The following is a 16,758-nucleotide window of genomic DNA, read 5'->3' as shown; positions in this document are numbered from 1 at the left end:
CGCGCATTGCTGTTCGTGCTGCGATCTTTTTTATATATTCGCCATTAATGAGACGTTTGCGACAGGCCTATTTGCATTGTTTCTTGTGCCATATCTTCGGCAAGTGCGATCATGTCGTCCTTTGATCTTTCTCGCTCCAACTCTACGCGCAAGGCGGTTAAATTAGCTTGATATCGACGCGCGAGCCGCTTGGGATCTGCGTTTGAAGGCAACTCGCCAATATCGCGCGCAGTCTCGAATGTCTTTGCGAATTCCGCGCACATACGATCTAAATATCTTTGTGAAGCTTCAGCTATTTTGGGATCTGTGGATTTGGTATCCACAAGCGTTTTCATCAACATACAAGATCGCCGTGTCGGATCTTCTTCTGCAAGGCTAACGTAGTTTTGAAACTGTGCGGCCAACCCTTCCAGTGGTGACTCAAACTGCATCATCTTTGCTCTAAACCCTTGGCGCGACGTTTCGAAATAACGTTCTATCGCCAAGAGGTAGAGGTTTTCTTTGCTCTCGAATGCAGCATATATACTGCCCGGCTTCATGCTAAGTGTCGCTTCCAAATCTTTTAGCGACGTTGCGTGGTAGCCTTTGCGCCAAAACACAGCCATGGCCGCATCAAGTGCGGCGTCACGATCATAATTTGCAGCGCGGGCCATGGTTCAACTTTTCAATTTTGCGATATGGGACAGAATATTCGTGTAGTTTTCCACGCCTTGTGCACCTGTGACAAGGTGTTTGCGATCAAACACGACGGCCGGCACACCTGAAATACCTTGTTGTTGCCAAAAAGTTTCGTCGGCGCGCACATCATTTGCATAGCGCTGATCTTCAAGAACAGCCAAAGCCTCTTCGCGGTTCAAACCGATTTCAGCGGCTATATCAGCCAGCACATTATCATCGGATAGGTTGCGCTGATCTGTGAAATGAGCAGTGAACAGCGCCATTTTAAGATCGTGGCGACGGCCTTGCGTATCTGCCCAGTGCAGCAATTGATGCGTGTTGAATGTGTTGTGCATGCGGGAATCATCCGTCCAAGCAAAGTCAAACCCAAGGCTATCGCCCAAAGCTTTCATCTGCTGGCGCGATTGCTCAGATTGTTCTGGCGTGCTGCCGTATTTTTCCATGATGTGTTCGCGCGTATTTTGCCCTTCGGCAGGCATTTGAGGGTTTAGTTCAAAGGGATGCCAATGAACTTCGTGCGCGGTTCCTGAGGCCTCAAGCGCTGCAGACAATTGACGATATCCAATAATGCACCATGGGCACATCACATCAGACACGATATCGATACGTAGGGGTTCGGTCATATTTATACACTCCAGATGCGTCTAATAACACGGCGATCGCGCCAAGCCATAAATGCAAATCATTGATTTCAAACAGCAGTGTGAACACATTCGCTGCAAACAGGACAGTGAGGTAGGTGTCATAAGCACCAATTACCATAGAGCGGGTGAAAATCAGCGCAAGTAACGAAGGCCTCCAAACCATAACACCCGCCACACAGATAGGCGCCACTTGGTCGGGGTAAGTGCCGGAGCGATCACACACTCCGGCGCTTCAATTATTCAGCCGCGACTGCTGTTTTCTTTTCCCAAGCGAACTTTTGGAACACTTGATCAACAGGCGTTTTTGCAAAGTGGTTGGTGTAGTTTGACATCAGCTTTTGCGCAGCACCCAGAATGATTTCAAGGATGTTCGTTTCTGTGAAACCCGCATCTAAAAAGGCTTGAGTATCGGCGTCAGCAACGAAACCACGGTCACGAGCCATAGCCAATGTGAAAGTCCGCAAGGCTTCAAGCTTGGCTGTCGGAAGCGGCGTTTCATCGCGCAAGGCATACGTGATTGCATCATCGATCTTCATCATTTTTGCAATTCCAGTATGCGCAGGCACACAGTAATGACAATTGTTTTCAACATTGATTGTTTGCCAAACCACGGTTTTCTCCTCATCAGTCATTGAGGTTGCCATGAACTGCTGATGCGCAAAATTATAAGCTGCGAGCAATGGCGGTGCATCTGCCATAGTGCCGTGCAAACCTGGAATGCGACCATTGTTTTTGAGTGATGTTTCCAAAAGCGGTTTACCTGCTTCAGGTGCAGATTCAATCGTGTGAATAGTAAAGTTTGTCATGGATTTCCCTTTTTAGTAACTCTTCTCGGTTTCGGTGATTGATACTTAGAACAATTTGAGTGATCACTCAACAATGAAATTGAGTGATCACTCAAACGTGATGCGATCAACGAAAATCGAACTGATACCGAGCAGTTTTGGTAAGAACCAACGCTAGAGGAAAATTGTTTTTGCAAAATATAGCGAAGCTTTACTTCGCTTTCGTGACCACCTGCCCCATGGCTTCATGGGTCTTTGCGAAATGAAGGCGCCCGGAAAGAACTTTTACGTTTGCTCCTCCCTGTACGAACCGCAAGCTCTTCTCACGAGCCCATCTTGCGGTCTTCAAATTCGGCCAATGCCATGGGCTTACCATAGAGATAACCTTGAAATTCTATGCAGCCGAACTCAGCCAGCAAATCGTGCTGCTCTACCGTTTCCACGCCTTCGGCCAGAACGGTGCGCTCCAAATCTCGGGTCATAGTGACAATATTCTTGACGAGCGATGCGCTACCTGAGCTATTCACCGCATCTTGCACGAAGCTGCGATCGATCTTTATCTGCTGGATAGGCAAACGGCGCAGGTAAGACAGAGAAGAATAACCCGTGCCAAAATCATCGAGTGCTATGGTGATCCCCAATTCACGCAGCGCATTGAGTTTGGCAATCACCAACTCGATGTCAGTGACCAATACGCTTTCAGTCAATTCAAGGACAAGTCGCTGCGGGTCCGCATGGGTTTTAGCCAACGTGTCTCGCACAAATGTCTCAAAGTCTTCGTGCATTAGCTGGCTGGAGCTAACATTAATGGACAATGTTAAATGCCTTAGATGAGGCGTTTCACCCCACTCGGCCAAGGTCAAACAGCCCCTTTCGAGCACCCAGCTGCCGATGGCGACCATAAGGCCAAGTTTTTCCGCCTGCGGGATAAACTCGACTGGAGATACCAAGCCGCGCTGCGGGCTATTCCAGCGCAGAAGCGCTTCAGCGCCAATTGTATTTTTCGAAACATCGACCTGTGGCTGATAGACGAGATGGAACTCGCCTCTCCATAAAGCGTCCATGAGATCACGGCTGAATTTGTCTTTGCGTGTGAACTCGGCCTGCATTGCATGGATGCAAGCGGCAAGCATTATAGTGGCCATAAATGCATTGGCCCAAGTGCCTATGGTGTGCACCATTTCGGGCAGTTCAACATAGGGCGATGTTAGATGCGCACTGGAAAGCACAATGAACGACAGTAGGCACAAGCCAATCAATGCCAGTTGGGCACGTGAATTTTCTCGCTGATAATTGAGATAACCTAAAGCTGCTAAAACCAACAAATAAAGATGGCTGATACGGGGTGTTTCAGAGGTAGGGACATCGAGAAGTAATCCCATTGCTATTGCAATCACCATCAATGCGGCTTGGCCGGCCAAAACCCCGAAAGCAAGATGGCCACGCCGGATCAAAATGTAGATTGCGATCCCCGCAATGAAAACAGCGACCTCCATTGCCACCACCAACCAAGAACCAATCAAGGCAAAAATGACGGCCTGGATGAGACCAATACTAGCAATTGCCAGAGATCCATACCGAAAAGCCGTGACCATTCGCGCTGAATACTGCTTGGAAAATTCAGACGAGACCTGCGGTTTCGTGCTCTCCATTAATGTTCCTAGGTTGGTATCATAAGATATTTCAACCTATAAATACCATCCGACTTATTAAGAAGATATTGTCAGAGGAATTTCGACCGAGTTCATAAGCGATCATTATGCCGTGCATGAAGCACCCTCTCCCTACTGAACCTTAGCTAAACCCACATTTGTGTTTAGTAAATATTGTGCGAAAATCGGGCCGCTGGCCGCGCCCAATGCACGGGCATTACCGCCAATACTACCAGCTTCAATCTTGGGTGGGATCAATCCGCGCATATCTTGATTTGCAATATAGCGCGACGTTCTTTCTGCCAATTCAAAGCGGATATTTTCAGGAAAAGCGCCGTCAATGAGCACCGCCTCGAAATCAATCACGGAGCAAGTTGATAAAGCCGCTTTGGCAAGTTCCTGCGCAGTTTCGCCCATCCACGCATCAACGTAACGTGTGATACCGCTCCAATTCTGCGGATGTTGCCACAGAATGTTTCGGTCTATCCCAGCCTGCTCTAATCGTGATTCAAGCAAATGGATTGAAGCGATGTCAATTAATTGTCGGCTCTCGCCGTTTGGCCCCGTGCTTCTTAGTGATCCCAAAGCACCGGCATTGCCTTGATGGCCTTCAAAAACAGAATGATTGAGTACGATGCCGCCACCAACAAAAGCCGCAATAAAGAAATATGCATAATCGCGAAATTCCTTTCCACGACCATAAACATGTTCTGCACGGCAAGCCGCTGTTGCATCATTCATTATATAAACGGGCAATGCGCTAAACCGCGAAACCTGCTCGCGAAGATCAATATCGCGCCACCGCAAAAATTCTTCTGCAGGCGCGCCTGCAAACTCATACCAATTCCACAACTCGAATGGCGCAGCCAAACCAAGACCGCATATCCGCTCACGCTCAAGCAATGATAAATTAGAAGCAATGTCGCTCATGCCAGATTCTAGAAAGTCAAAAATCTGATCCGGCATTGGGTAATCGTAAGAAAAATTCTTTTGTGCGCGGATTCCGCCCTTAAAATCGATAAGAATAAGATCAGCATTGCGCCTTCCAATTTTCAAACCATATGCATACGCACCGCCAGCGGCTAATCCCATTGGTATTGATGGTTTTCCAACACGCCCACGCTGCGGTTCACCGCGCTCTAAAAAGCCGTCATTCTCCAGCTTGCGTAAAATGATTGAGACTGTCTGTGCTGATAGACCCGCGTGCCGTGCCAAATCACTTCCCGGCATAGGACCATTGCGTAGCAGCATGGACAAAAGCAAACGCTCATTATAATCGCGCAAACCGCTTTGATTAGCGCCGCCGCTAAGAGATCTAATTTCTGGCACGTTCATACCGCCTCCTCTAATCCATTTATTGCAACATATATAGTGCGCATATTCAATTAATAAATAAACTTTATTTATTAATTGACAGAAACCAATTTTTAAGTCTGAATAGGGCCGGTCATCAAATGAAAGATGACGCTATTTGTTTCGCGGCATGGTGCCGCTTGGGAGGAACATCATGAAGAAGTCCATTCTGGCAGCCGCTTTCGGCGCCCTTGTTGCATCAGCAGCAGTTATCACTCCAGCCTCAGCCGCAAGCCATTCGGTTAGCGCTTGCCTTATTACAAAAACGGACACGAACCCGTTTTTTGTGAAGATGAGAGAAGGCGCAGCAGCAAAAGCTGAAGAGCTTGGCGTTGAGCTAAAAACTTTCGCTGGTAAAATTGACGGTGACCACGAAACACAAGTCGCAGCGATTGAAACATGTATTGCAGACGGAGCAAAAGGTATTTTGCTAACAGCCTCTGATAGCTCATCAATCGTTTCATCGGTTCAACAAGCCCGCGATGCTGGCCTGTTGGTGATTGCGCTTGATACACCGCTCACTCCAATTGATGCTGCCGATGCGACATTCGCAACAGATAATTTTTTGGCTGGTGAATTGATCGGCAAATGGGCAGCGGCATCTCTGGGTGCTGACGCTGCGAATGCGAAAATTGGCCTGCTTAATCTTGGCGTATCGCAGCCGACTGTTGGTGTTTTGCGTAACCAAGGTTTTCTGCAAGGTTTCGGCATTGAACTTGGCAATCCCAACAAATGGGGCGACGAAACTGACCCACGTATCGTGGGTAATGATGTAACCGCAGGTACCGAAGAAGGTGGCCGCAAAGCGATGGAAAATCTGCTGGCTAAAGATTCAGAAATCAACATGGTTTACACCATTAATGAACCCTCTGCTGCAGGCGCTTATGAAGCCCTGAAATCAATCGGCCGCGAAAACGATGTTCTTATCGTTTCTGTTGATGGCGGTTGTCCAGGTGTTCAAAATGTTGCTGATGGCGTTATCGGCGCGACATCGCAGCAATACCCACTATTGATGGCCTCCAAAGGTATTGAAGCCATTGCAGCATGGGCAAAAGACGGCACGAAACCAACCTTCAGCGAAGGCAAAAATTTCTTCGATACAGGCGTTGCACTCGTCACCGACAAGCCTGCAGAAGGAATTGAATCAATCAGTGTCAAAGAAGGCATGGATAAGTGTTGGGGTTGATCTCCCGTAGATTTAGATAAACTCTAACATGAGGCGGCTGACAGACAGTCGCCTCATTGCCAATATTTTATGCTGGGAGAAATTATGGCTGACGCTCAAGATTATGAAAAATTAGAGACGAGCAATGCACAAACAATTGCTCAGTTTGCCGAGGATGAACGCGGTTTTGTTGGCCGCTTACAGCACCGACTGCACTTAACCCCGTCTCTTGTGCCACTGATTGTTCTTGTTCTCGCAATCATTGTTTTTGGCATTTTACTTGGCAGTAAATTTTTCTCACCATTTGCGCTCACGCTCATTCTTCAACAAGTTGCGATTGTTGGCATTGTAGGCGCTGCACAATCGCTTGTTATTTTGACTGCCGGCATTGATTTGTCCGTTGGTGCGATCATGGTTCTTTCATCCGTGGTGATGGGCCAATTCACGTTCCGTTACGGCCTACCGGTTGAAGTTGCCGTCGCCTGCGGCCTCTTGTGCGGCTCGTTATGCGGCTTCATCAATGGATGGTTGGTTGCGGTCATGAAGCTCCCGCCTTTCATTGTCACGCTCGGCATGTGGCAGATCATATTGGCAACCAATTTCCTCTATTCAGCGAATGAAACCATTCGCAGTCAAGATATAGCAACCGAAGCCCCGCTATTACAATTTTTCGGCACAACTCTTACCATTGGTGCGGATGAAGCAGGTCGAGGCGGGGCAAACTTTACCTACGGCGTTATTTTCTTAGTCGCCTTAGTTCTTGCCCTTACCTATGTACTGCGCGAAACGGCTTGGGGAAGACATGTTTACGCTGTGGGCGATGATCCTGAGGCGGCAGAGCTGTCAGGCGTACGCGTCAAGCGCACACTTATTTCTGTCTATATGTTGTCAGGATTGATTTGCGCCTTTGCAGGCTGGGCGCTTATCGGACGCATCGGATCCGTATCCCCTACCTCAGGCCAGCTAGCGAATATTGAATCAATCACGGCTGTGGTTATTGGCGGCATCTCATTGTTTGGTGGTCGCGGGTCTGTTCTTGGCATGCTGTTCGGCGCGCTCATCGTTGGCGTCTTCACGCTTGGCTTGCGGCTTCTGGGCGCTGATGCACAATGGACTTATTTACTCATTGGATTGCTCATCATCGCAGCTGTCGCTGTCGACCAATGGATCAGAAGGGTATCAAACTAATGGAACCGATTTTGAAAGGCCGTAATCTGGTCAAGCGCTACGGCAAAGTAACAGCGTTGGATAGTTGTGACTTTGATTTGATGCCGGGCGAAATTCTCGCTGTCATTGGAGACAATGGCGCTGGTAAATCAACGCTTATCAAAACAATATCCGGTGCGGTTATTCCCGACGCAGGCTCGATATATATTGAAGGCAAAGAGGTAAAGTTCACCTCTCCCATTCAAGCACGCGCCCACGGCATTGAAACCGTTTATCAAACGCTTGCAATGTCACCAGCATTGTCGATTGCAGATAATATGTTCATGGGCCGCGAAATCAGAAAAGAAGGTTTTATGGGCACTATTTTCAGGCAGCTTGATCGCAAGAAAATGGAAACCCTTGCCCGTGAAAAATTGACTGAGCTTGGATTGATGACAATTCAAAATATCAATCAAGCCGTCGAAACGCTTTCCGGCGGTCAACGCCAAGGCGTTGCTGTAGCACGTGCCGCGGCGTTTGGTTCAAAGGTGATCATTCTCGATGAACCAACGGCGGCCCTAGGTGTCAAGGAATCGCGCAAAGTGCTGGAGCTTATTCAGGACGTTAAAGCGCGAGGAATTCCAATTATCTTGATTTCCCATAACATGCCGCATGTTTTTGAAGTTGCTGACCGCATTCACATTCATCGGCTTGGCAAGCGATTATGCGTCATTGATCCCAAAGATTACACAATGTCTGATGCTGTCGCATTTATGACAGGTGCAAAAGAACCACCATCAGAAGCGATCGCAGCGTAACAAGATTATGTTTATCAAAGAACGGAAAACTATTCTTTCGCGTATTGCAAAAATCTACAAAAGCGATAGGCGCACAATAATCGCTGTCGCGGGTCCGCCTGCTGCTGGCAAATCCACTTTGGCTGAACTTCTCGTGGATGACCTCAATTCAACGGAGCGCAGCAGAGCGGCCCTTGTGCCAATGGATGGTTTTCACTTGGACAATGCGCAACTTGACAAAATGGGGTTGCGCCACCGGAAAGGTGCGCCCGAAACATTTGACGCAGAAGGCTTTGTAAAGCTGGTTAGCCAAATTTCGGAAAAACAATCTGAGGTATATTACCCAACTTTTGATCGCACTGTTGACGCAGTCATTCCCGATGCAGAAGCGCTATCTTTGGAAACACAGATCGTGGTCATTGAAGGCAATTATCTCCTTTTGAATGAGCAACCTTGGTCAAACCTCATTGCGCTTTTAGATCTCACAATTTTCGTGCGACCAAACCTAGAGACCCTAAAGGAACGATTAATCGAGCGCTGGCGAGAGCACGGTTTTGATGAGAATGCTGCCTTAGACAAAGCAATGGGCAATGATATTCCAAATGCGATCTATGTTCTTGAAAAGAGCAAAGCTGCCGATTTGGAATTCAAAACAAACGCATAATATGTGCTGGTCAACATTTGTCTTTAGCCTCGCGCAACTATCTCGTTACGCGCAGGACATTTCGCTTAAATTCCCAAGTCTGAGAAACAATGATTTTGAAGCCTCAAAACGATGAGGCTTCAATAACAACGAGCGATAGGTGAAGGCACCTACGGTATAATTTTTACCTGCCGGATTATACCGTCTTCATCTTTCTCATTCCAATTACAGCTCTGATCATAACAGGGGCGCATATCCCAGCTGCGATCAGCGTTGTTATTAGATCAGGAGCGACAAAGAGCAACGCAGAAACGGCCAACAATGCGCGTTCCCAAGCCAATAATGGCTGGGTCAAATATCCAGAAAAAGCCGCTGATAGCGCGGTAATTCCGAGCATTGCCCCTGAGACCGCCACAATGAATAGTGGCCATGTAAACCCTTGCGTTACAATCAGCAGTGACGGAGAGAAGACAAAGACGAATGGCACAAGCGCCTTACCCATAGACAGGCGGAACGCTGTGTTGCCGGCTTTAAATGCGTTTGCTCCGGCTATTCCTGCCGCCGCATAAGCGGCCAGAGCCACAGGCGGTGTAACATCGGCCAAGACACCATAATAGAAGACAAAGAAGTGAGCTACGATTGGCTCGACACCCAGTGCATTCAAAATTGGCGCTGCAATGGCGATCATGATGAGATAGTTCGCTGTTGTCGGTATGCCGCAACCCATCAGAATGCAGACAATGGCTGTCATGATGAGTGTGAATAATAGCGTTAGGGATTGCACAGTGAATAGATCGAAAGGAACAAATGCTATGACACTTTCGGCCCAGCCACCTGCTGTTGCTGTCACGAGATAAACGATCTTGAAGCCAACGCCCGTCAAAGTCACGACGCCAATTACGACGCCGACAAGAGCAGCTGCTGCTGTAACAGAAAGCGAATATTTAGCACCTAAAACAAAACCGTCGAAAACATCTTGTGCGACACCGCGCAAAGCCTGTGAGAACGGCAGACGTGTTACGTTTTGAACCACCATTACTGCGATACAAGATGTGATACCCCAGAATGCCGCTGAATAAGGCGTGCGGCCTGACAGCAGAACCGCGACAAGCACGATAAGTGGGAAAACAGTAATCCAGTCCTTCTTGAAGACAGCCCATGCATCGGGCAATTCTTCTTTTGTTAATCCGCGCAAACCGAGCCGTTTGGCTTCCATGTGGACCTGCATCAATACACCGAAAAAGTGCATAAATGCGGGAACGATAGCAGCGGTTAAAATTGTGGTCAGCGGCACCTCAAGATATTCGATCATCAAGAATGCAACGGCTCCCATGACGGGCGGCGTGATTTGTCCACCTGTTGACGATGCAGCCTCAACAGCGGCAGCAAAATGCCTCTGGTAGCCGATGCGGATCATCGCAGGAATTGTAAGTGAGCCAGTTGTCACGGTGTTAGCGATTGATGATCCCGAAATCGAGCCGAGCATGGCCGATGACAAAACAGATACTTTCGCAGGTCCCCCTGCATAGCGTCCAGCCAACGCAGAAGCCAAATCAATGAACAATTGGCCCAAGCCAATACGCGTTGCCAAGACACCAAACAGAACGAAGTGAAAAACGTAAGTGGCAATAACGCCAAGCGCTGTACCGTAGATACCTTGGCTGGTCAGATAGAGGTGATTGACGAGCGAGGTCCATGATGCGCCGGGATGCACAAGAATGCCCGGCATCGATTGGCCAAATAGGGCATAGGCCATAAATAAAATAGCGATGAATGGTAGTGGCCAACCCATCGCGCGCCGCGTGGCTTCAAGCAGTGATATGATGAGCACTGTGCCCATTGTTACATCAAGGAAGCTAGGGTTACCAACGCGGAAGGCGAGCTCGTTGAAAATCCACGGCACGTAAAGCGAGGATACGACCCCAGCAATCAAAAAGGCCCAATCTATCAGAGGCAAACCCAGCGGATTTAACACAGAAGAACGGTGCGGCTCAGTTTGGGGGCGTCCGGAAAAAGAAAATACCGCGAAAATCAATCCTAGCGTGAAAGCGAGGTGAATGCCGCGATGCGTTGTTTGCTGCAAAATACCGAAACCGGCTGTGTAGTAATGGAAGCAGGCAAGAACGAACAACGCCAGCGAAGAGGCGTATAACACAGGCCGAGCAAGCGGACGAAAACGAACTTCACTGTCGAACTTCTCTTCAAGCGCTCTTTGTTCGGCTTCCGTAAGCTCTACAGTGGCCGTTTCAGATTCAGCCTTCTGTGTTTCAATGTCATCTTTCGTAACACCGGTCTTTGTTGTCCCAGCCATATTCACATGCTCCCCATAGCAAAGCAGCCGGAGCGTTTCCGCTCCGGCTATTTATCATTCGTTAGTCAAGCAAACCTGCTTCTTTGTAGAAACGTTCCGCACCAGCGTGCAGAGGAATACCAACGCCGTCCAGCGCCGTTTCCTTAGTGATAGACTTGCCTTTTGAATGACCTGAATCAAGCAAGCTACGTGTCTTATCATTCCACAGAGCTTTAGTGATGTTGTAAATCAGCTCTTCTGGCTGATCTGCACTCGTAATCCACTGTGCACCAACAGCAAGTGTTGAAACATCGTCAGTTTGCCCTTCATAGGTGCCTGCAGGAATTGTGTTCACAGCAAAGAATTGATACTTCTCTGTAATACCGCTCGCATTGTCACCATCGATTGGAATAACCTTGATCGATTGCTGAGATGCTAGCTCGGCGATAGCGCCCGCAGGGAAACCACCAACGAAGAAGAATGCATCCATAGCGCCGTCGCGCATACGGTCAGCAGCCTGATCTGGCTTCAAGTATTCCGCAGAAACGTCAGCTTCTGTCATGCCGTAGCCTTCTAGGATGATCCGAGCATCAACAAGCGTTCCAGAGCCAGGCTCATCCATAGAAACGCGCTTGCCTTTCAAATCTGCAACAGAATTGATGCCGCTATCTACAGAAGCGATCAGGTGAAGAGATTCTGGGTAGAGATTGGCGATAGCACGTAATTTCTCGACCTTTTCCTTGCCTTCGAATACGCCTGTGCCTGTGTAAGCCCAGTAAGCAACGTCAGATTGTGAAAAGCCGCTTTCGATAGTGCCGCCGTTAATGCCATTCACGTTAGCAACAGAACCGTTTGCAGACATTGCAGTCGCAATTAGACCGGGAACGCCGCAAGATCCGCCTTCTTCACATGAGCGTGAACCTGGCGCTGAGGAAATAGCATTGGCAAGTAGACCGCCAATTGGAAAATAAGTTCCGGAAGTGCCGCCTGTGGCAATACGGAAAAATGCAGGTGATTGCGCGATCGCTGCGCTAGCAAGACCAAGTGCTACCGTAGCTCCAATGAGCGCGGTTGCCGTACGTCTGGTAAACTTCATCATAATGATCATTACTCCCTTAATATACATCGTCATTAGGTGAACCGGCATTTGCCGGGCAGTGCGTTACCGCACCTTGATAGACAATCTCGCAGGTATTGCCGCGTTAAGAAAGTCTTTTGACATCAGAATCTGCGAATTGTAAAAAAGGGTGGTATTATGATTGGAGCGATATGCAAGCGAAACGCTTGTTACAAACTCAATTACCCACAGCTGATAAGCTATAGGAGCAATGATTATCCTGCTCACTAATATGCCAATCGCTTAGGCACGGACCGCGTAATTGCTTGAAAAGACGGTATGGATGAACGAGATCGCTCACAAAAGTTACCATTATTCGGAAACGCGATTGCGCGTTATCGCCACCGCAGTGCAGGTGTGAATTATCGACCTGATTGTTCAGATCTTGCCGCTGCGCTTTATATAACCAAATCTGATTATGCCATTGCTTTAAGCAACGCCTGTAATTCCTGATGACTGGAAACAAGTTGATTTGCACCAAACTGCTTTAGCTTTTCACCATATTCAGTTGCGTTATGGGTAAGGTGCTCGCCGCCCAAAAAGCCGATGCATCGCATTTGCGCAGCGTTCGCCGCCTTCACACCAGCCACCGCATCTTCGATCACAATACAATTTTGCGGGCGTACATTCATTTGCTGCGCGGCGTACAGGAATAAATCTGGCGCAGGCTTACCGCGTGCGACCATTTCAGCACTGAAAACATTATCACTAAAGAGGTTTGCAAAGCCGAGGCATTCAAGTGCAAAAGCAATACGATGAGGCGCACCGCCCGAAGCAATACAATAAGGAATATTGGCATCGTTCAGTTGATCAAGCGTGCTTTTAGCGCCTGCAACCGACTTTAGCTCTTTGGCAAAACGCACGAAAAGCCGCTCATGCCAAGCATCTGGGAAATCCTCGCCGCAAGGTTTTCCCGTTTGCTCGCTCACAAAAGCCATGTGATCACGGGTTGACGCGCCCAAAAACAACGCACGTGCAGTGTCATAATCAGCAACCGCACCACGCACAGCCATTTCCGCAACGAGTTCTTCAAGTGCAATACGCTCGCTATCGGCAAGCACACCATCAAAATCGAAGATTACAAGGCTCGGTGCTGCCTGTTCAGCAGCACCCGTTTTGTCATTCACCATAAGGAAGCCAGATCGTTTTGATTTGTGTTGCACGGCGCAGAAACTCACGGCCCTGCCCTTGGTTATCATCACGCCAATCGCGTTCAAACCCGCCATCGGTCCACACAGCTTTCAAATTGCCGATCGAAGCCTCTTCCACCATTTTGACGTTCTCGTTGCTGCCACAATACCAAAGGGCAGCGACTTCATCATGCTCGGCAAGCGTTTTAGCAAGCACGTCTCTTTCACCCGTAATCAAATTGATCACACCAGCTGGTACGTCTGATGTCTCCAAGACTTGATACAGGCGCGATGCCAAAAGCGGATGAGCTTGTGAAGCAATAACAACAGCTCTGTTACCCATTGCGATTGATGGCAAAATCAATGACATCATGGATAACAACGGCATCTCATCCGGGCATACGATACCCATGACACCCCATGCTTCTGGCATTGCGAGCGTTACATGTTTGGATTTCGTTGCATGCACGGCCCCATCGAATTTATCAGCTTGTGCCGCATACCAAAAACAGCGACGGATTGTCTGTTCAACTTCAGCTGTTGCAGCCTTTGTTGATGATCCATTGCTGGCTGACAAAAGTGCTGCAAATTCATCGCGGCGCTGGGACATGTTTTCGGCCAGATAATATAAAATCTGCGCGCGATTATGCGCTGTCACACCCGACCAGCCACCAGCCTTTGCCGCAGCTTCCACAGCATTACGCACATCCTTGCGATTGCCCAAAGCCGCCTGTCCGATGATACCGGTTTTGCCCATAACATTGTAGCTTTGGCCACCATCAGCGCGTGCTTGCTTGCCGCCGATATACATTTTTGCGGTTATATCAATTTCTGGTAGCTCGCCTTTGCCTAAGTTCGGCGAAACAGAGGCTTCCAACGGTGTGGCTGAGCGCGGTTTCCCTTTTTTGCCAGAAGTGGCAACCAGATATTCATGCAGCCCTTCGCGTGCGCCTTCACGCCCAAAGCCGCTTTCGCGGTATCCGCCAAAAGCAGCACCAGCATCAAACAGATTTGTTGCATTAATCCATACGATACCAGCTTTGACCTTTGCGCCGGCTTCAATCGCGCGATCAATATTCTGGCTCCAGATTGAAGCTGACAATCCATAGCGACTATGGTTGGCGATTTCTAACGCTTCTGATGGTGTGCGAAACGTCATCGTGCTGGCAATAGGGCCGAATATTTCGGTTTCATTGACCGTATGTGCAGGCTCTGTTCCGGTGAAAAATGCTGGTGCGCAAAAGCTACCTTTTTTCGGAAGCTCTGCTGCCCATTGGTGGAGGACAGCACCTTCTTCTTCACCCTTTTTGACCAGCGCATTAATTCGCTTTAACTGGGTGTGGGATACAACCGCACCAACATCCATTGTCTTATCGAGCGGATCGCCAATGCGGAGTTTTTGCAAACGCGCATCAAGCTTTCCAAAGAATTGTTCTGCAACACCTTCCTGAACGATAAGCCGCGTTCCGGCGCAGCACACTTCTCCTTGATTGAACCATACGGCATCAACAACACCTTCAATGGCAGCATCCAGATCAGCATCTTCAAAAACGATAAAGGGTGATTTGCCGCCAAGCTCAAGCGAAAGCTTTTTGCCAGAACCAGCAATCTGTTTGCGGATCATACGGCCCACGGCCGTTGAGCCAGTAAAGGCAACCTTATCAACATCGTCATGGCCCGTGATGAGCGATCCGGTTTCCCCATCGCCATGCACCAGATTGACAACACCTGCAGGCAAACCAACATCGACGCAAATTTCTGCAAAAGCCTGCGCGGTCAAAGGTGTAAGGTCAGCTGGTTTAAGAACAACCGTATTACCTGCGGCAAGAGCTGGAGCAATTTTCCACGCAAGCATTAAGAGTGGGAAATTCCAAGGAATAACCTGCCCACAAACACCAACCGGCTGATAGCCTGGATATTCGCTTTCAAGCAGCTCGGCCCAACCTGCATGGTGATAGAAGTGACGTGCGACAAGCGGAATATCAATGTCGCGGGTTTCACGAATTGTCTTACCATTATCCATCGTTTCAAGAACAGATAAAAACCGCTCCCGCTTTTGAACATGGCGGGCAATAGCATAAAGATATTTGGCACGCTCATACCCTGGCAATGCAGACCATTTTGAAAATGCTGCGCGTGCTGCTTTGACCGCAGCATCAACATCGTCTTGCGTTCCTTTTGCCAATGTCGCGATCACGCTGTCATCAGCAGGGTTGATCACGTCGGTCATTGGCCCCGTTGGCGCCACGAATTTACCGTTGATAAAATGGCTTATGCCGCCTGAATGACTATCCAACCAGCGTTTCACATCAGTGTTGCTTTCGGGAGCAGGACCATATTCCATTGTTTCCATAATTTCCTTGATAGAAGGCATGTTTCGTCCTCAAGCCATAGCGTGGCGGTTGGAGGCCGAGTAACGGCCGGTAATGTGATGTTCTAACTGGCGTTCAATATCGCCAAGCAATGAGCTGGCACCAATGCGGAACAGATCGTTATGAAGCCAGCGCGAGCCAAGCTCCTCTTTAATCAGAACTTGCCAAGCAATTGCGTTCTTGGCTGTTGAAATGCCGCCTGCTGGTTTAAACCCGACTATCTGGCCAGAAAGATCTTTAAAATCGCGCAGTGCTCGCAGCATTGTAAGCGATACGGGCAATGTCGCATTAACGCTTTCCTTGCCTGTCGAGGTTTTGATAAAATCAGAACCAGCCTGCATTGCAATCATCGATGCCTTGTAAACATTGGTCAATGTTTGAAGATCACCAGTGGCAAGAATAGCTTTTAAATGCGCTTCGCCGCATGCTTCACGCATGGCGCAAATCTCATCATAAAGCGCCTGCCAATTACCCGTCAAAACATGTTCGCGGGTGATAACGATATCAATCTCGCGCGCGCCCTGCTCTACGGCATAGCGAATTTCAGCAAGTCGGGTGGGCAATGGTGTCAGACCAGCGGGGAAGCCTGTCGCAACCGAAGCAACAGGAATATTGCTGCCCTCCAACGCCTTTACCGCATGGCTTACCATAGTGGGATACACACACACAGCACCGGTGGTGATACCCTCAACGCCCAAGGCTTCGAGAATATCGCCGCGAACTGGACGCCGTGCTTTTGCACAAAGTCGGCGCACGCGGCCCGGCGTATCATCACCAGCCAGTGTCGTTAAATCCATGCATGTGATCGCTTTGAGAAGCCATGCAGCTTGCCATTCTTTCTTAACCGACCTGCGGCCAGACAGTGATGAGGCACGGCGTTCAGCTGCGCTGAAATTGACAATTTTTCCGTCAATCCATTCAGGCGTAAATGCTGTACCCGTCATTCGGGGAAAGTCATGTGTCATCGAAAATAGTATCCTTTACCT

At 48.8% G+C, this 16,758-nt stretch carries 14 protein-coding genes; 4 read left to right on the top strand and 10 right to left on the bottom strand.

Going from position 1 to position 16,758, the window contains the following annotated elements:
• Window positions 1-44 precede the first annotated feature (44 nt).
• The 5 genes from N530_RS0103620 to N530_RS0103600 form a co-directional block, all read right to left on the bottom strand.
• Window positions 45-653 carry a TetR/AcrR family transcriptional regulator gene (locus tag N530_RS0103620; RefSeq protein ID WP_026479599.1) on the bottom strand — a complete coding sequence of 203 codons (609 nt, stop codon included), beginning with the start codon at window positions 651-653 and terminating at the stop codon, window positions 45-47.
• Window positions 654-656: 3 nt separating this feature from the next.
• Complete coding sequence (locus tag N530_RS0103615; protein WP_035266129.1) at window positions 657-1,301, bottom strand: DsbA family protein; 645 nt, start codon at window positions 1,299-1,301, stop codon at window positions 657-659.
• 257 nt (window positions 1,302-1,558) lie between these two features.
• Window positions 1,559-2,128: a carboxymuconolactone decarboxylase family protein gene (locus N530_RS0103610; RefSeq protein WP_026479597.1), complete on the bottom strand. Its 570-nt coding sequence runs from the start codon at window positions 2,126-2,128 to the stop codon at window positions 1,559-1,561.
• Between the two features lie 302 nt (window positions 2,129-2,430).
• Entirely contained in the window at window positions 2,431-3,759 is a 1,329-nt protein-coding gene (locus tag N530_RS0103605) for a bifunctional diguanylate cyclase/phosphodiesterase (RefSeq protein ID WP_051540728.1), read from the bottom strand.
• Between the two features lie 132 nt (window positions 3,760-3,891).
• A complete protein-coding gene (locus tag N530_RS0103600) occupies window positions 3,892-5,094 on the bottom strand; it encodes an ROK family transcriptional regulator (protein ID WP_026479595.1) in 1,203 nt (400 codons plus the stop codon).
• 172 nt (window positions 5,095-5,266) lie between these two features.
• On the opposite strand from N530_RS0103600, the gene N530_RS0103595 reads away from it, so the two are divergent.
• The 4 genes from N530_RS0103595 (at window position 5,267) to N530_RS0103580 (ending at window position 8,884) form a co-directional block, all read left to right on the top strand.
• Window positions 5,267-6,298 (top strand): sugar ABC transporter substrate-binding protein, encoded by a 1,032-nt coding sequence (locus N530_RS0103595; RefSeq protein WP_026479594.1) that lies wholly within the window; start codon window positions 5,267-5,269, stop codon window positions 6,296-6,298.
• Window positions 6,299-6,382: 84 nt separating this feature from the next.
• A complete protein-coding gene (locus N530_RS0103590; RefSeq protein WP_026479593.1) occupies window positions 6,383-7,465 on the top strand; it encodes an ABC transporter permease in 1,083 nt (360 codons plus the stop codon).
• The gene (locus tag N530_RS0103585; protein ID WP_026479592.1) at window positions 7,465-8,241 is read left to right on the top strand and encodes an ATP-binding cassette domain-containing protein; all 777 of its coding nucleotides are present in this window, start codon (window positions 7,465-7,467) and stop codon (window positions 8,239-8,241) included. Before N530_RS0103590 ends, N530_RS0103585 begins: the two co-directional genes overlap by 1 nt.
• A gap of 7 nt (window positions 8,242-8,248) precedes the next feature.
• Window positions 8,249-8,884 (top strand): nucleoside triphosphate hydrolase, encoded by a 636-nt coding sequence (locus tag N530_RS0103580; protein ID WP_026479591.1) that lies wholly within the window; start codon window positions 8,249-8,251, stop codon window positions 8,882-8,884.
• Between the two features lie 175 nt (window positions 8,885-9,059).
• Here N530_RS0103580 and N530_RS0103575 read toward each other — a convergent pair whose 3' ends face one another.
• The 5 genes from N530_RS0103575 to deoC all read right to left on the bottom strand — a co-directional run bounded on the left by N530_RS0103575 (window position 9,060) and on the right by deoC (window position 16,737).
• Complete coding sequence (locus tag N530_RS0103575) at window positions 9,060-11,174, bottom strand: TRAP transporter permease (RefSeq protein WP_026479590.1); 2,115 nt, start codon at window positions 11,172-11,174, stop codon at window positions 9,060-9,062.
• Between the two features lie 61 nt (window positions 11,175-11,235).
• Window positions 11,236-12,249 carry a TAXI family TRAP transporter solute-binding subunit gene (locus N530_RS0103570; protein ID WP_026479589.1) on the bottom strand — a complete coding sequence of 338 codons (1,014 nt, stop codon included), beginning with the start codon at window positions 12,247-12,249 and terminating at the stop codon, window positions 11,236-11,238.
• 437 nt (window positions 12,250-12,686) lie between these two features.
• Entirely contained in the window at window positions 12,687-13,400 is a 714-nt protein-coding gene (locus N530_RS0103565) for an HAD family phosphatase (RefSeq protein WP_026479588.1), read from the bottom strand.
• Window positions 13,390-15,774, bottom strand: coding sequence for an aldehyde dehydrogenase family protein (locus N530_RS0103560; RefSeq protein WP_026479587.1), 2,385 nt, complete (start codon window positions 15,772-15,774; stop codon window positions 13,390-13,392). Before N530_RS0103560 ends, N530_RS0103565 begins: the two co-directional genes overlap by 11 nt.
• Before the next feature lie 9 nt (window positions 15,775-15,783).
• A complete protein-coding gene (deoC, locus tag N530_RS0103555) occupies window positions 15,784-16,737 on the bottom strand; it encodes a deoxyribose-phosphate aldolase (protein WP_026317429.1) in 954 nt (317 codons plus the stop codon).
• Window positions 16,738-16,758 lie beyond the last annotated feature (21 nt).

It is taken from the genome of Ahrensia sp. 13_GOM-1096m, assembly GCF_000620605.1.
GTDB classification, from domain to species: domain Bacteria; phylum Pseudomonadota; class Alphaproteobacteria; order Rhizobiales; family Rhizobiaceae; genus Ahrensia; species Ahrensia kielensis.
Note: the sequence above shows the minus strand (reverse complement) of the source record. Positions and strands in the feature narration are given on the sequence as shown.

What these genes read in the sequence shown, in the direction of transcription:
- deoC (WP_026317429.1), bottom strand. Translation starts at nt 16,737, where the DNA reads ATGACACATGACTTTCCCCGAATGACGGGTACAGCATTTACGCCTGAA.
- N530_RS0103585 (WP_026479592.1), top strand. Translation starts at nt 7,465, where the DNA reads ATGGAACCGATTTTGAAAGGCCGTAATCTGGTCAAGCGCTACGGCAAA.
- N530_RS0103610 (WP_026479597.1), bottom strand. Translation starts at nt 2,128, where the DNA reads ATGACAAACTTTACTATTCACACGATTGAATCTGCACCTGAAGCAGGT.
- N530_RS0103560 (WP_026479587.1), bottom strand. Translation starts at nt 15,774, where the DNA reads ATGCCTTCTATCAAGGAAATTATGGAAACAATGGAATATGGTCCTGCT.
- N530_RS0103580 (WP_026479591.1), top strand. Translation starts at nt 8,249, where the DNA reads ATGTTTATCAAAGAACGGAAAACTATTCTTTCGCGTATTGCAAAAATC.
- N530_RS0103570 (WP_026479589.1), bottom strand. Translation starts at nt 12,249, where the DNA reads ATGAAGTTTACCAGACGTACGGCAACCGCGCTCATTGGAGCTACGGTA.
- N530_RS0103590 (WP_026479593.1), top strand. Translation starts at nt 6,383, where the DNA reads ATGGCTGACGCTCAAGATTATGAAAAATTAGAGACGAGCAATGCACAA.
- N530_RS0103565 (WP_026479588.1), bottom strand. Translation starts at nt 13,400, where the DNA reads ATGGTGAATGACAAAACGGGTGCTGCTGAACAGGCAGCACCGAGCCTT.
- N530_RS0103615 (WP_035266129.1), bottom strand. Translation starts at nt 1,301, where the DNA reads ATGACCGAACCCCTACGTATCGATATCGTGTCTGATGTGATGTGCCCA.
- N530_RS0103600 (WP_026479595.1), bottom strand. Translation starts at nt 5,094, where the DNA reads ATGAACGTGCCAGAAATTAGATCTCTTAGCGGCGGCGCTAATCAAAGC.
- N530_RS0103595 (WP_026479594.1), top strand. Translation starts at nt 5,267, where the DNA reads ATGAAGAAGTCCATTCTGGCAGCCGCTTTCGGCGCCCTTGTTGCATCA.
- N530_RS0103575 (WP_026479590.1), bottom strand. Translation starts at nt 11,174, where the DNA reads ATGGCTGGGACAACAAAGACCGGTGTTACGAAAGATGACATTGAAACA.
- N530_RS0103620 (WP_026479599.1), bottom strand. Translation starts at nt 653, where the DNA reads ATGGCCCGCGCTGCAAATTATGATCGTGACGCCGCACTTGATGCGGCC.
- N530_RS0103605 (WP_051540728.1), bottom strand. Translation starts at nt 3,759, where the DNA reads ATGGAGAGCACGAAACCGCAGGTCTCGTCTGAATTTTCCAAGCAGTAT.